Source organism: Acinetobacter sp. YH01019 (genome assembly GCF_013420285.1).
GTDB lineage: Bacteria > Pseudomonadota > Gammaproteobacteria > Pseudomonadales > Moraxellaceae > Acinetobacter > Acinetobacter gandensis.
The window spans coordinates 1-14355 of record NZ_VOYM01000043.1; the positions used below are offsets into that span (position 1 = coordinate 1).

Here is a 14355-nt window from a genome sequence, read left to right on the forward strand (position 1 = left end):
CAGTCTTTGCATTGGTAGTTCTGTTTCCCATCTACTTTGATGCCATTTTTCTTTATACTGTCACTGAGGCAGGTTGGACATTTGATTTCTAGAGTTATTTGCATTTCTCTATTTTATCAAAATTCAATCTGCTTTTTTTTAGCATACTTTTTGATACACCACCGGAAAATTTTCTAAACTGAAGTCGTCCGTGGACGGCAAAAATTTTGAATATTTTTTTGTCATGAAGTTTCCCCTGAATTTTTTTGTAATTTTATTTAATGTTTTAACATTCTATTGAAAAATAGAGGGTAATAGCAATAGTTCACACTAAAAAAATGGAAGGATACTGATATCTCGTTTTTAGATTATCTTAATAGAAAATACTGATTTAGTTTTAACCAGCTAAGATTTATGACTAAGTCATTCATAGAAGGTCATAAAATATTTTATTTTTTCTGCATTGGAATTGAGAGAGTAATAAATTAAAAAGAATTTATTGATTTGTTAAGTATAACTACATTAGTTTTGCTGCTGTTGATAGTTGTAGTAACACGTTTTTGATGAAATTTTTCTTATACGCTTTACTTGATGTGGGTTGAACAAGCGATTTGAACTTACAGCATTGACATAAAATAAAATGAAAAAAAGCGGCGCATAAAATTACATAAAGTAAGATCATTGCATTACAAAAAATATGTTTAGTGCTTAGTAATTAATCTTAAAATAATCTAGATCATTTAAAATTTAGAGTAATTATCAAAAAAATATTTATTTGCACAATACAAATTCTGAAGATTGTGCATAATAAAAAGGTCTTAAGTCATAGAGGTTAACATTATGGATCCGTCGCCGTGCGCTGGTCTAATTAATTTTTTTACAATTCAGAGTGAGGGTATTAACTAATGGAATTTTTATTAGACCCCGGTATCTGGGTTGGTTTGCTTACTTTAATTGTTTTAGAAATTGTACTGGGTATTGATAACCTCGTATTTATTGCCATTTTGGCTGAAAAACTTCCTCCAGAACAACGTGATAAAGCACGTGTCATTGGTCTGTCACTTGCCTTAATCATGCGTCTTGGATTGCTTTTTGCAATCTCTTGGTTAGTCACCTTAACTCAACCTCTTATTACCGTATTTGATTGGACATTCTCTGGTCGAGATTTGATCTTATTATTTGGTGGTTTATTCCTTGTTTATAAAGCAGTTACTGAACTGCACGAAAAAATAGAAGGTAAACCTGAAGTTAAAGTTACAACGAATGTTGTTTATGCAAGCTTCACAGCCGTTGTTGCACAAATTGTTATTTTAGATGCCGTATTCTCTTTAGATTCGGTGATCACCGCAATAGGTATGGTTGACAACATTTATGTCATGATGGTTGCAATGGTTGTTGCAATGGCAGTGATGTTACTTGCATCTAAATCATTAACTGCATTTGTAAATCGCCATCCTACAGTTGTGATTTTATGTTTAAGCTTCTTGCTGTTAATCGGTATTAGCTTGATTGCGGAAGGTTTTGGTTTCCATATTCCGAAAGGTTATATCTATTCAGGTATTGGTGTTGCCATTCTAATTGAAGCATTTAACCAATTTACACAACGTAATGCGATTAAACATGAATCAAAAATTCCGCTTCGTCATCGTACGGCAGATAACATCTTAAAATTGATGGGTGGTCGTATTGAGGCTGAAACGGTTGGTCAGCGTCAAGCACAGGAAACCTTTGCAGACGAAGAGCGCTACATGATTGGTGGTGTATTAACGCTTGCTGAGCGTACAGTTGCATCAATTATGACGCCGCGTAATCAGATTTCTTGGGTAGATTTAAATGATTCGCCTGAGCAAATTCGTGAGCAAGTGCTTTCTGTCCCGCATAGCTTATTCCCAGTATGTCGTGGTAGCTTGGATAAAGTGATCAGCATAGTACGTGCGAAAGAACTGATTGATGTCCTTGATAGCGAAGAAGATTTAAAAGCATTGATTAAACGTCATCGCCCAATCTTCATTTTCCAAAAGATGAAAGTGATTGATGCTATTAATACATTGCGTACATCAAAAGGTTCATTGGTACTGGTGACTGACGAATTTGGCGCAGTACAAGGTTTGATTTCTCCACTCGATGTGTTTGAGGCGATTGCGGGTGAATTCCCTGATGCTGATGAACAACTCGATTTAGTAAAAGTGGATGATCAGCACTGGAAAGCATCAGGTATGCTGGATTTGTACCAACTTGAGCTAGAGCTGGGTATGCTTGATTTAATTGAAGAAGACGATGGTTACATCAGTGTGTCAGGTTTAATTTTAGACCAAACACAAGGTAATGTTTCTGTTGGTACTGAAATTGAATTTAATGGTATTCAGTTTAAAGTGACCGAAATGGATGATAACCGGATTAAGACTGTTGAGATTTTCTATCAACCTTAATACGTCCATTTAGATGTTAAAAGACAGCTTTTCGAAGCTGTCTTTTTTTTACCCATATTTATATCTGCGCCATGCCACATATTATTTCGATAAAAAGCAAATTGTAGGCTCGTTTATATTTACACAATGTAACACTTAGTTTATAAATACAACTCATAGGTACTGGCATTTTCTTCCATTTTTTTGAATGATGAATAGGCTAGGCTGCTTGAATGAAAACACAGATAAAATTTTTACCACCTTAATGAATTCTTATCGTTTTATAGTTCAATAATTATTTTCTCAAATAAGTTTATTTTAAAAATGTTTAAGCACGAAATTTCGATTTGGATGGAGTGCAGCAATAAGTGAATTTGCCTACAGATGTGTAAAGCACAATTTAAAAGAGGATCGGGGTTGGGTGTATGAAAATTTCTGAGAGCATTATTGATTTCAGTAAACTACCCGCAGAATCTAAACATACATATTTTCAGCAGATGTGGGAGTTTGATCGCAAAATTTTCCCAAATTCGAGCATCGAACAAGTCTATGAATATATGCATGATGCAGATGCTGTTGCGATTCCTGTTGTCCAATTTTTTCATAAGAATCAATTAGTCGGACAAAATATTATCCGTATTTTAAAGCTTGAACATAATCAACGTCCGATTTTAATTTTTAATTCACGTGCGGGTTTTTTACCTGAGTATCGTCGCCGTAATATGACTTTAAACTCAGCGATTAAAGTGGCAATGCAATACCAAATTCGTTTTGCCTCAATGCCGATGTGGTTTGTCACGACTTTAACGCAGCCGAAGGTTTATACCTTATTTGCTTCACGTTCCGTCAAATTTTATCCGCGACAGGGTGTTGCGATGCCTGAAGAATATGTTGATGTATTAAATGTCTTTAAAGCTCGGCAACATAATGTACAACATCGCGCAGAGGACATATTTGTACACCCCTGTGACTTGCCAAAAGTGACACCGGAGCAATTAATACGTTTAAGAAATAAATCAGATGAACACATTCAGTTTTTTATGCAGCATGTACCCGATTATTTTGATGGTATGGGCATGATGTGTATATGCAAATTAAATGTTGGAACAATTTTTGAAGCAACTATGAATATCGCAATGGGACGATCAGTCGAATAATTAATATTTTATACATGGAAGTTTTATGTTGTTGAATAAGGTTAGCCATTGGATTGGGCTGAGTATGGTTTTATTTTTAGGTGCTTGCCAGCCTACGAATGACCCCATTCAAAATAAAAGTGATCGGTGTGAATCAGCTGAAGATTTGGTTAAGCAAATTTACCGGGACAATCTAAAGTTAAATACTTTAAATGTAGCAAAAGTAGAGCATTATTTTGAAAGTAATATGGCACAACGTCTAAATGATGAAATTCGCTGCCAGAAATCTCAAAAGGTATGTAATATTGATTTCGATATCTTCACGGATACGCAAGATCCACCTATATCAATTCACCCTAAACTTCTTTTTGATGAAAAAGCGCATACGGTGCAAGCTGATTTCAAAATTGGAAATGAAGCCAAAATTATTAAATATGAAATGAGTGAAGAAGGTTGCCCTAAGATTAAAAATATAATTTATACAGGGGATTACGATTTAGACATGCTATTGAGTAATCCGACTGAACAGGACATGCATGCTGCTGCTGATGATGATGATGATATTGAAATATCTAATGATGCTTCAATGGCAACAGTAGAATAGTTTTAAAACTTGGATTACTCTTGAAAGCCTGTACTAATTCATTTTGGGTACAGGCTTTTTTATAAAGATTATCTAATTTAGAGTGGTAAAATTTCAATGTCTGCATATTGCTGTATGTCTTCTTCATTGAGATTAAATATTTCATCCAAAAAGGCAACATTAAAACTGCCGACACTTGATGCAGGCTCAAATGCCTTTTGCCCAGCGATGGCGAAGTGAATATGTGCAGCAACGGTTCCAGTCGTTACATTCTCACTGACGGCACAATAGGCAGCGATGAGTGCACCTAATGCACAACCCGATGCAGTCACTTTGGGTTGTAGATAACTACCACCATTTATTTTAACTACTGTATTCATTTGCTTAGATAAAATGAAATCGGATTCCCCCGAGATTGCAACACATTCACAGTGTTCGAGTAGAGTACTGGCTTGTAAATAGGTTTCAGCACTATTTAAGGTGCTATCCACACCTTTAGATTCACCTTGATTACCGGCTAGACCGTTGATCTCGGATGCATTGCCGCGAATAACATGTGGTTTATATTGCAAAAGAGTATTTACCATCTCTGAACGCCATGGCAGTACTGGGCCATAACCGACAGGATCAAGCACCCAAACTTTACTTAATTGCTGTGCAGTTTGAGCAGTAATTTGTATTGCCTGCATTTGTTCAGATGTAGGCGTACCTAAATTAATATTGATAGCACTCGCAATTGTTGCAAAACTTTCAGCTTCAAAAGGATTGTCGATCATTGCAGGTGATGCACCTGCAGCCAGTAGGACATTGGCTACATAATTACTCGCAACTGCATTGGTAATAATATGCACCAAAGGTTGAGTGGTTTTAAGTTCAGTCCAAGCTTGGATAACACTTTCTAGGAGAGGACTATTTAAGTCAGATAAATCAGTATTCATAGTGGAATTAAATTTTTCAGATTGATTCATTCATGTTCTCCCTTAACGGGTGAAGTAGTGGTCTTGATGTTTGCAATTACGACAGAATAAGCTGACATAGTCCTCAGCGTCATAATCCACAGAGAGTTCCTGTGAACCGCAATACATACAACGTTTGGTGGAGTAAAAACTTAAACGAGGCTCAATTTTTTTCCAAGCATGCCGGATAGGTTGCACAAAAATGCTCTCATCTAGTCCGAGAAAGTTAAACAGTAAAATTTCACTCATTTTGCTAAAAGGGAGTTGTGGCGGACGTGGTAGGGTAAAAGTTTCCCATTTCTCTTGTAGGCCACGCTCACGATACTGCTGCAAGGTCTTTTTCAATAGATTGGTATTAATGAAATTTTCATTTCGAACTTGTAATGCTTTTTGCTTGTGCAGGTATTCTAAAGCAGACTGAATCATGTAATAGATTTGCCCTACAGCCAAACTATCTAATAAACGGTAACAGAACACTTGGAAACTTTTATTCCCTGCAATTTGGATTCCCCATGTTTTGCAATAAAACTGCATAAATTGTACGATTTCTTGATACAACACGAGATACAAAGTTTCTTTAACTTCATCAGCACTTTTGAATGCGACACCCATAGCAAGGTTTTGATAAAACCAAGCACGCAGTTGCGTGGTAATGCTAAATAGACTCGGTTCAGAATATCCATCTAAACGGACATTGATATAATATTGTTCAGCCTGTATTGCACTATCTTTAACAATTAAAACCTGCTCGTTAACTAAATGCTTTTTTAGTGCTTGCTGAAAAAAATAATTGGGGCTGATGTAGTGATATTTTATGGATTCCCAATCAATGTATTCCACATGTGTGGTGTGCTCATGTACGTGATTATCCAGTAGTGCAAGTAGAAAAAGTTTTTGCACAAAACTCAATTCACTGAGTTCACGTTCTTGTAAAACCTTATTTTTTAATTTGCGTTGTTCTTGTAATCGCGTTTCTTTGAGTAGTTTTTTACGGGCAAGTTGGCAGCTTTCACAATGGCAATTCAATTGCTGTTCAGGAAAGATTTGATGCTTGCAGTGACTGCATTCGTGAAAGTTGAATTCCTGATCCATTTGTTCTGCGTCTACCCAATACATAGATGCTCGACACAAAGGGCATTGTGTACTGTCATCCATTTGTTTGCGTAGCACATTAAACATAGTTGTAGATCATTTCGATAAGCTCAAGTCGATTATACACATCTCTATTTAAGTACGGGTTACGGAATTTAATACCTTTCTTGCTTGCATAAAAAAAGTGCTGCATCATTTGCAGCACTTTAGCTGAAAAGAAAAATTAATAGGCTGCTGGACATGGAATTGATTCATCCTCCTCGCCAAGTTGTTTCGCATTAATGAGAGCTTGTACTTTTTTTGATGGCACTTTTTTAGCGCCAAGCGTATCGTAAGTGTTCAATATCGAACTTACTTCGTGAGGTTGAAGTGGGACACCTTCGCAGCTCATAAACATTGCTATTACTTTATGATCGATATTTGCGGCATCCAACGCTTTTAAAGTTTTAAGATTCTCCATCCGAACAATATGATCTTTAATAAACATAGTGCACCTCTTTTTTGTTTTGATAAATATTAAGTTTGTTTTACAAGATAGGTATTGCAAAAAGTGTGCACAAAATAATTAGCTTGAAATTCATATGTATAAAAAATCAAATAATAATTTTTAATCTATTGATATTTAAATATATTTTATGCGGGTCTAAGTTGTAACAATTCTATAAATAGCTATTTTAGGATTGAGTGCAATATTTATTCAAAGTCTAGATGTTTTTATTGATACATACTGGTGCACATTGTGAAAACACAGAGAGACAGATTAAGTCATCTTTAAAATCATTGATTTTTCAGCGTTTATACGGCTCTTATGTTAAATTGAATTAAATTTTATTTTATCTTCATTGCACCTTTTAGGTAGCACTCAATTAAAAGTTGAATTAAATGGATTTGTGCTACTCAATAGGTTGCTATCGGTAGGCAGATTCGTTTGGAAATGATGGTGAATAACTCTTTAGATTCGTATTGGAAATACAAAATGTCAGATGCATTAAAAACAAGCAATATCACTCGTATGCAGCTCTATAAAAAAGACCAAGGCGTAATGGTCGGTGCATTGGTTATTGGGCACGATAAAACGTTAGAGAAGACTTTGGAGTTATTAGGGTTAGCAACTCAGCATAATGTTTCAATGGTCTATGTCGCGGGAGCAACTGATGAAATTGAACAATTTCTAAAAGGCTTTGTATCTCGTTTTACTTTTGTATTTGTGGCAGATTATGACGCAGCGCTTGACCAAATCTTTCCAAATAGTTAAAGGCTTTAAAAAGTTAAATTTCAGTGAAGATTTATAAATGTCAGAGAAAGCACAGAAATGTGCTTTTTTTATGCAAAGCTTTTTAAATGAATCAATCTAAAACCGAAGTCAAATAATACGGCACTGATATTGCTATAGAGATGCCTAAATATGCGCCAAACTTAAAGAATTATTCTCATTGAATGATTGAAAATAGGTGGAATTGCGCCCATATATAAAACATTGTAAATGCGCAGACAGCCAATAAAACTTGTCGTATGATCAAGCGAGTTAGAATTTTTTTCACGCTTCGCTGATCGACGATAACAAAGGAACAGGACAAGATATGAACATCGCGGCAAATCCAATGGTCGAAGCAGACCAAACTGTATATTTAAAAGATTATCAAAAACCTTCATATGTAGTTGATAGTATTGATCTTGATATTCAAGTGTTTGATGACTATACCCATGTAAATAGCAAACTGGTGATGCATCGTCAAACGGCTGGTGATCTTGTACTGTTAGGGCGTGATTTAGAACTCAAATCCATTTCAATAAATGGAGAAGTACTTTCAGCAGATGCTTATCGATTAGATGCAGAACAACTACGCATCTCGAATGCGCCAGATCAGGCTGTGATTGAAACTCAAGTGGTGATTCATCCTGAAAATAATACTCAGCTTGAAGGATTATATCTTGCTGGCAAAGATTTATTTGTGACGCAAAATGAGCCTGAAGGTTTCCGTAAAATTACTTTCTATCCTGACCGTCCAGATGTTCTGTCTGTATTTACTACACGTGTTGAAGCCGATAAGAAATTTCCAGTTTTACTTGCAAATGGTAACTTATTGGAAAAAGGTGAAGCGGGTGAGGGTCGTCATTATGCCGTGTGGCAAGATCCGACTAAAAAACCGTCTTACCTATTTGCTTGCGTGATTGGTGATTTGGCTGTACTGAAGGATCATTACGTGACTTCTGAAGGGCGTAATGTTGCTTTAGAAATTTATGCTGAAGAAAAAGATATTCCAAAATGTCACATTGCGATGGAAGCATTAAAACACTCAATGCGTTGGGATGAAGAACACTATGGTCGTCCATATGATTTAGACAATTATATGATTGTGGCAACTAGTGCTTTCAACATGGGTGCAATGGAAAACAAAGGTCTCAACATCTTTAATACCTCTTGTGTGCTTGCTGATGAAGAATACACCACTGATGCAGCAATCATGCGTGTTCAGTCAGTAATTGCACATGAATACTTCCATAACTGGACAGGTAACCGTATTACCTGTCGTGATTGGTTCCAACTCTGCTTAAAAGAAGGTTTGACTGTATTCCGTGATCAGTCGTTCTCAGAAGATTTACAATCTGCTGCGGTACAACGTATCGATGACGTTGCAGTGCTAAAAGCCCATCAGTTTCCAGAAGATTCAGGCCCGCTTTCACATCCACCGCGTCCAGATCATTTTGTTGAAATTAATAACTTCTATACCGCAACAGTGTACGAAAAAGGTGCGGAAATTAACCGCATGATGGCGACACTCTTGGGCAAAGAAAAATTCCGTGCAGGTACTGACGAATATTTCAAACGCCACGATGGTCAAGCCGTGACTGTTGAAGATTGGGTAGCAGCACTGACAGCGGGTTCAGGTGTAGATTTGTCGAGTTTCTTGATTTGGTATAACCAACCGGGCACACCAAAACTTGAAGCAAAAGGTGAGTACGATGCTGCAAATCAAACCTATACTTTAAGCTTGAAACAAAGCTTAAAGGCACACCCGAAATATCCAAATTTAAAAGCAGTTCCAATTCCAGTTGCACTTGCATTATTTAATGCAGAAACAGGCGAGCAGTTGAATTTGAACTCTGATGCTTTGGTTGAAAATGGCGTAAAAGATGGTGTGTATTTATTTGATACCGATACTGCATCAATCACCTTTACCGAGGTAACAGCTAAACCTGTTGCTTCTTTACTACGTAATTTTTCCGCACCTGTAAATCTTGAATTTAACTATTCAGATGAAGAGCTTGCATTCCTGATGCAGTACGAGCCGAATGGTTTTAACCAATGGCAAGCCAGCCAAACCTTGTTAGAACGTATTTTGTTAAATGGCCATGATGCCGACATCTATGTTCAAGCTGTTCAAAATACATTACCGGCATTGGTTGAGCGCGATCCATTACTTGCTTCACGTTTATTCGATGTCCCGACAGAGGGTTATTTAGGTAGTCGTATTGACACTGAATATAATCCAGAAAAAGTTCAAGAACAGCGTGAGGCGCTATTGAGTACTTTGGCACGTGAACTTGGCGCATTCTGTAAAGAGACCTATTTAACACTTGATCCGGATCTACAAAAAGATTTCTCTCAAGCCATGGGTGTTCGAGCACTGAAAAACATCATGCTTTCGATGATGGCACGTCAAGGCGATGCAGATGTATTTGATTTGGCTGAACAGCAATATCAAACTACTGGAAATATGTCTGAACGCTTAGGCGCGTTAAAAGTATTAGTATGGAATGATGCACCACAAGCGGAAGCTGTTTTAGCAGATTTTTATACCAAATTTAAAGATGAAGCTTTGTCTATGGATCAGTGGTTTATGCTTCAAGCAGCACATCCGAAAGCAACGGATGAAACGATTAAGGCACTGACTGAACACGCTGACTATGACTTGAAAGTGCCAAACCGTATTCGCGCTGTAACGGGTGGATTAAATGCAAATCCAGTCAATACTTGGAGTTTTGGTGTTCAACATATTATTAATTTGGCAAAAATATTGGATGAGAAAAATCCGATTGTCGGCTCTCGTTTACTGCAAATTTTGTCGCGTTGGTATACTTTGGCTGAACCACAGCGCAGTACAGTGAAGGCTGAACTTGAGGCATTAAAACCATTGGTTAAGTCAAAAAATGTGTCTGAAACATTAAACAGTATGTTGAGTGTTTAAGCTGACGTTGAAATACTGATTTAACTTGCATGTTTTAAATCATTTATTAAACCCTGTTTATCTCGAGATGAGCAGGGTTTTTTAATGCTGAATCTGAAAGCAAGGTTTAGATCTTTTTGAGCAAATTTTTTAAGTTATAAAAGTCAAACTATTAACTTGATAACAAAAGATTTAATAATAAAACTAAATTTTTAAGTGTGATTATTAACTTTAAATTAATATAAAATGCAATATATATCACATAATAAGCGTAGAATATTAAGGCTTAAAGATCTCGTGTGTCGAAGTAGGGTGTGTTTTATATACACGCCAATCTTTAAACCCAAGAATTAGAATGTTTGAGGCAGGTATGTTGGTTAAGGTGGATGATGGATTTTATTTAAACTCCCATCATATTATTGCGGTTCGTATATCTAAAGATGTTCACAATGCTTTTGTTGTAGCAGTTGAATACACACCTAATAGTGTGCAAAGCACAGGGCTTTTTGAGAAAAAGTTTTCGGTGGGTGTAGATGCAGAACGTTATTTACAAAGTTTGCATAAAATTATTGGCCAATCCTAATTTACATTGTTATCACATAAATAAAAATGCCCTCGATGAGGGCTTTTTTATTTATTCTTTTACAATCAACACGGGGATTGGGCACTGCGTTAAAATATTTTGTGCAACGCTTCCGAGCATGGCTTTTTTCAAGCCAGTGCGGCCATGTGAACCCATAATAATTAAATCGACATTGAGTTCATCGGCAACTTGTAAAATACCTTCAGTTGGCGACACACCATGTACCAGACGTGTATCGACTTCAATACCATCTCGAATAAAAGATTGTTTAATATCTTCTAAACGTAATTGTGCGCTCTTTTCCGCTTGCATAAAGTATTCAGTAATCGCTGGTGCAATGGCATAAAAGTCAACACCCACAAAAGGGTCAACAGCAACCACACTTACTATAGTGACATGGGCATCTTGGCTTTTTGCCAGTGCTAATGCATGCTCAACAGCAGAATAAGAAATAGGAGATTCATCTACAGGAACTAAAATTTGTTTATATTGACTCATAGATCAGTTTCCTTGGTTATGGCTATTATTTTTAAGATATTCGTAAATCAGAATAATGCAATTATCATATTGAGAATAGAAAGCCCACCGAAGTGGGCTTAAACATTTATGCTTTAACAACAAGTACTGGAAGTTCAGTATTACTTAATACATCTTGAGCAAAACTACCTAAAAGCATTTTCTTGAAGCCCTTACGACCATGTGAACCCATTACAATTAAATCGGCTTTCACTTCATTGGCCGCTTCAACCACACCTTCAGCAGAAACTTGGCCTTTCACAATTTTACTTTGTGCTTCTACGCCTTCACTTGCAGTAATTGTTAATGCTTCTTTTAATGCAGCTTCTGCATTTGCATAGGCCTGGACAAAATATTCTTTCATAATTGCAGAAGAATAATAGAAATCCGCATCAGTAAATGGGTCTTCAGCAACAAGGCTGATCAGAGTCAGTTGGCTGTTAAATGCTTTCGCCAAGATGGCTGCTTTTTTAACTGCAGAAAATGAGATTTCTGAACCGTCGACTGGGACTAAAATTTGTTGATATGACATGAGAAAATCTCCACTATTATTGCTTTAAACCCTATGCTTTATTGATAGCATATTGTGTGCGTTGGTTCAATTTATAAATATAAAAAATATCGTAAATTCATAAAATTAGAAAGAATTTAAATGTTAATTTGTCAACTGTCCGTCAAATAAAGCAGAGCAAAAAACTAGGATTTAAGTATTTTTTTGTACTCAATAAATTTGACTGAAATTGTCGGATTTATAAGCAGAATTACTTGTGTTCAAGGAAATAATATAAGCTTAAAATATCAGCCGATAAATATTTAATTTTCAATCAATCATCCCTATATATGGTGTAGATGATTTTGTAAATAGCTTAGTAGATCAGATTGGAAAGCACATTGGGTAATCGCATGTATACAAAATTAATATTCACAGCATTGAGCCTTTGTTCTGTTTTGCAATTATCAGGTTGTCAAAATACACAGAGCAGCACGAAATTAATTGCGGGTGCATTTAATCTATCGACTCAAGTACAAAAACAATTTATTGATCGGCATGCGCCTGAAAATGTTTTGATACACAGTAATGTACTGTATCAGCAGAATCCACATTTACATCTAGATATTTATCAACCAGATAATATTGCTAATTTAGCGCCAAGGCCAACGGTGGTTTGGATACATGGTGGTGGTTGGGTTTCAGGCTCAAAAGAGCATGCGCGTGGCTATTTCAAGCGTTTAGCAGCAGAGGGTTATAATGTAGTATCTGTGCAATATCAGTTTGCACCTGAAGCTATTTATCCGACTCAACACCATCAAATTGATTCTGCGATGAACTTTATTCGGCAGCATGCAAATGACTGGAAAATAGATCCCAATCAATTGTATTTAGCAGGGGATTCTGCTGGTGCAAATATGGCCAGTCACTATGCTGCTTTGGTGACTAATCCGGTTTTTGCGGAAAGTTCTAATATTTATCCTGTTATTCAACCCAATCAACTTAAAGGCTTAATCTTACATTGTGGGATTTATGATTTAGCCTCTTTTGTGAATACAGCACCTGAAGAGATTGGTTTGATTGAATGGGGCGTGTATAACCTTGTTCAAGCCTACACAGGTAATAAGAAGGATGATACGGAGTTTCTAAAAAGTATTTCGACTAGTTCGCATATCACAAAAAATTATCCGCCAGTATTTATCAGTGGGGGTAATAAAGACTTTTTAACCGAAACACAATCCATGCCTTTCGTAAAACAGTTAGAGGCCGTGGGAGTTAAAGTAAGTACAGCATTTTATCCAGATTCCAAAGAGCTCCTTGTCCATGAATATCAATTTATGATGGGTAAAAAAGCCAGTCAACACACCTTTCAGCTCACGACCGAGTTTCTTGCGAAGCATTCAAAATAAAAGCAATCTTTATGTGGCTTAGATATATTTCGCCATAAAAATAAATCTTAGCTTGCGAAAATAATTTTAAAAACATAACATACCTACCGATCGGTATGTTTGTTTGAGAGTGTAATGAATTCAGTCATGTTTGCATATGGGTTATTGGCCTGTGCAATTATTTCAGAAGTAATTGGTTCAACATTTTTAGTGAAGTCAGAAGGCTTTAGTAAATTGGTTCCATCCTTAGTCGTGGTGGTACTTTTTTCATTGGCATTTTACTTATTGTCGCAAGTGATTAAAGTCATACCACTTGGCATTGCTTATGCCATTTGGGCGGGAGTAGGGATTGTTTTAACTGCTTTAATTGGCTACTTTATCTTTCGACAAAATTTAGATATTCCTGCAATGCTAGGCATTGCTTTAATTGTTGCAGGTGTTGTTGTCATTAATATATTTTCAAATTCTACAGGGCATTAAAGGATTTTATGGACAATCCGCATCAGCGTAAAAAAGAACCGCAGTTAATTCGTCAAAGTATTTTGCAGCACGCGATTCAACTGGCTGCAGAAAAAGGCGTTAATGGTGTTTCAATTCAAGCTGTTGCAGATTTGGTAGGCGTGACGAAAGGTGGTGTTTTTCATCATTTTCCAAATAAAAAAATACTTTTAGAGGCGATGGTTATTAGCCTGTTGCAACAGTTGGATAATGTCATCGATCGGCTTATTGCAGATGATCCTCAGCCGCACGGTTGTTTTACTCGCGCCTATATTGAAATTACCCTAGAAAAAACCGTGTACGGCTTGGAGCATTCGTGGTCTGCAATCTCAATGACCATGCTGACAGATCGGACTTTTAACGATTATTGGATTGAGTGGTTGAGTGAGCGATTAACGAAACACCAAAGCACTGATGCAGATATTGAGTTAAAAATCTTACGCTATGCTGCGGATGGTATTTGGTTGACTGCATTTACAGAAGTTGAGGATATCAGCGAAACAAAATTGCTTAAAGACGAACTGATCGCGCGTACTTATCGTGGGATCAGTTCATAA

The 14355-nt window shown here is 36.5% G+C and carries 14 protein-coding genes and 1 pseudogene; 9 read left to right on the forward strand and 6 right to left on the reverse strand.

Annotated features, from left to right (window positions below; translation table 11 throughout):
* Positions 1 to 104 (reverse strand): annotated as a pseudogene (locus tag FTT84_RS10735) (IS1 family transposase); the annotation flags it as partial.
* 780 nt (positions 105 to 884) lie between these two features.
* Between FTT84_RS10735 and FTT84_RS10740 the strand changes: the two are divergent.
* From FTT84_RS10740 to FTT84_RS10750, 3 genes are all read left to right on the forward strand, one after another.
* Positions 885 to 2408 (forward strand): TerC family protein, encoded by a 1524-nt coding sequence (locus FTT84_RS10740; RefSeq protein ID WP_180081154.1) that lies wholly within the window; start codon positions 885 to 887, stop codon positions 2406 to 2408.
* Positions 2409 to 2812: 404 nt separating this feature from the next.
* A complete protein-coding gene (locus FTT84_RS10745; RefSeq protein ID WP_180081152.1) occupies positions 2813 to 3544 on the forward strand; it encodes a hypothetical protein in 732 nt (243 codons plus the stop codon).
* Positions 3545 to 3569: 25 nt separating this feature from the next.
* The gene (locus FTT84_RS10750; protein ID WP_180081150.1) at positions 3570 to 4127 is read left to right on the forward strand and encodes a hypothetical protein; all 558 of its coding nucleotides are present in this window, start codon (positions 3570 to 3572) and stop codon (positions 4125 to 4127) included.
* A 77-nt stretch (positions 4128 to 4204) separates the two neighbouring features.
* Here FTT84_RS10750 and thiM read toward each other — a convergent pair whose 3' ends face one another.
* From thiM to FTT84_RS10765, 3 genes are all read right to left on the reverse strand, one after another.
* Entirely contained in the window at positions 4205 to 5074 is an 870-nt protein-coding gene (gene thiM / locus FTT84_RS10755) for a hydroxyethylthiazole kinase (RefSeq protein ID WP_180081148.1), read from the reverse strand.
* Positions 5075 to 5086: 12 nt separating this feature from the next.
* A complete protein-coding gene (locus FTT84_RS10760; RefSeq protein WP_067767420.1) occupies positions 5087 to 6241 on the reverse strand; it encodes a hypothetical protein in 1155 nt (384 codons plus the stop codon).
* A 136-nt stretch (positions 6242 to 6377) separates the two neighbouring features.
* On the reverse strand, positions 6378 to 6641 hold the full coding sequence (locus tag FTT84_RS10765) for a hypothetical protein (protein ID WP_067767417.1): 264 nt from the start codon (positions 6639 to 6641) through the stop codon (positions 6378 to 6380).
* 489 nt (positions 6642 to 7130) lie between these two features.
* Between FTT84_RS10765 and FTT84_RS10770 the strand changes: the two genes are divergently transcribed.
* The 3 genes from FTT84_RS10770 (at position 7131) to FTT84_RS10780 (ending at position 10906) form a co-directional block, all read left to right on the forward strand.
* A complete protein-coding gene (locus tag FTT84_RS10770) occupies positions 7131 to 7409 on the forward strand; it encodes a hypothetical protein (protein ID WP_067767411.1) in 279 nt (92 codons plus the stop codon).
* Positions 7410 to 7734: 325 nt separating this feature from the next.
* A complete protein-coding gene (gene pepN, locus FTT84_RS10775; RefSeq protein ID WP_180081146.1) occupies positions 7735 to 10344 on the forward strand; it encodes an aminopeptidase N in 2610 nt (869 codons plus the stop codon).
* A 334-nt stretch (positions 10345 to 10678) separates the two neighbouring features.
* On the forward strand, positions 10679 to 10906 hold the full coding sequence (locus FTT84_RS10780) for a hypothetical protein (RefSeq protein WP_257222757.1): 228 nt from the start codon (positions 10679 to 10681) through the stop codon (positions 10904 to 10906).
* Between the two features lie 51 nt (positions 10907 to 10957).
* Here FTT84_RS10780 and FTT84_RS10785 read toward each other — a convergent pair whose 3' ends face one another.
* Positions 10958 to 11404, reverse strand: a complete 447-nt coding sequence (locus FTT84_RS10785) for a universal stress protein (RefSeq protein ID WP_180056486.1) — start codon at positions 11402 to 11404, stop codon at positions 10958 to 10960.
* A 106-nt stretch (positions 11405 to 11510) separates the two neighbouring features.
* Positions 11511 to 11954 (reverse strand): universal stress protein, encoded by a 444-nt coding sequence (locus FTT84_RS10790; protein WP_180056488.1) that lies wholly within the window; start codon positions 11952 to 11954, stop codon positions 11511 to 11513.
* A 371-nt stretch (positions 11955 to 12325) separates the two neighbouring features.
* Here FTT84_RS10790 and FTT84_RS10795 point away from each other — a divergent pair, with 371 nt between their 5' ends.
* The 3 genes from FTT84_RS10795 (at position 12326) to FTT84_RS10805 (ending at position 14355) form a co-directional block, all read left to right on the forward strand.
* Positions 12326 to 13321 (forward strand): alpha/beta hydrolase, encoded by a 996-nt coding sequence (locus FTT84_RS10795; RefSeq protein WP_180081144.1) that lies wholly within the window; start codon positions 12326 to 12328, stop codon positions 13319 to 13321.
* Between the two features lie 126 nt (positions 13322 to 13447).
* A complete protein-coding gene (locus FTT84_RS10800) occupies positions 13448 to 13780 on the forward strand; it encodes an SMR family transporter (RefSeq protein ID WP_067767621.1) in 333 nt (110 codons plus the stop codon).
* Between the two features lie 8 nt (positions 13781 to 13788).
* Entirely contained in the window at positions 13789 to 14355 is a 567-nt protein-coding gene (locus tag FTT84_RS10805; RefSeq protein WP_067767396.1) for a TetR/AcrR family transcriptional regulator, read from the forward strand.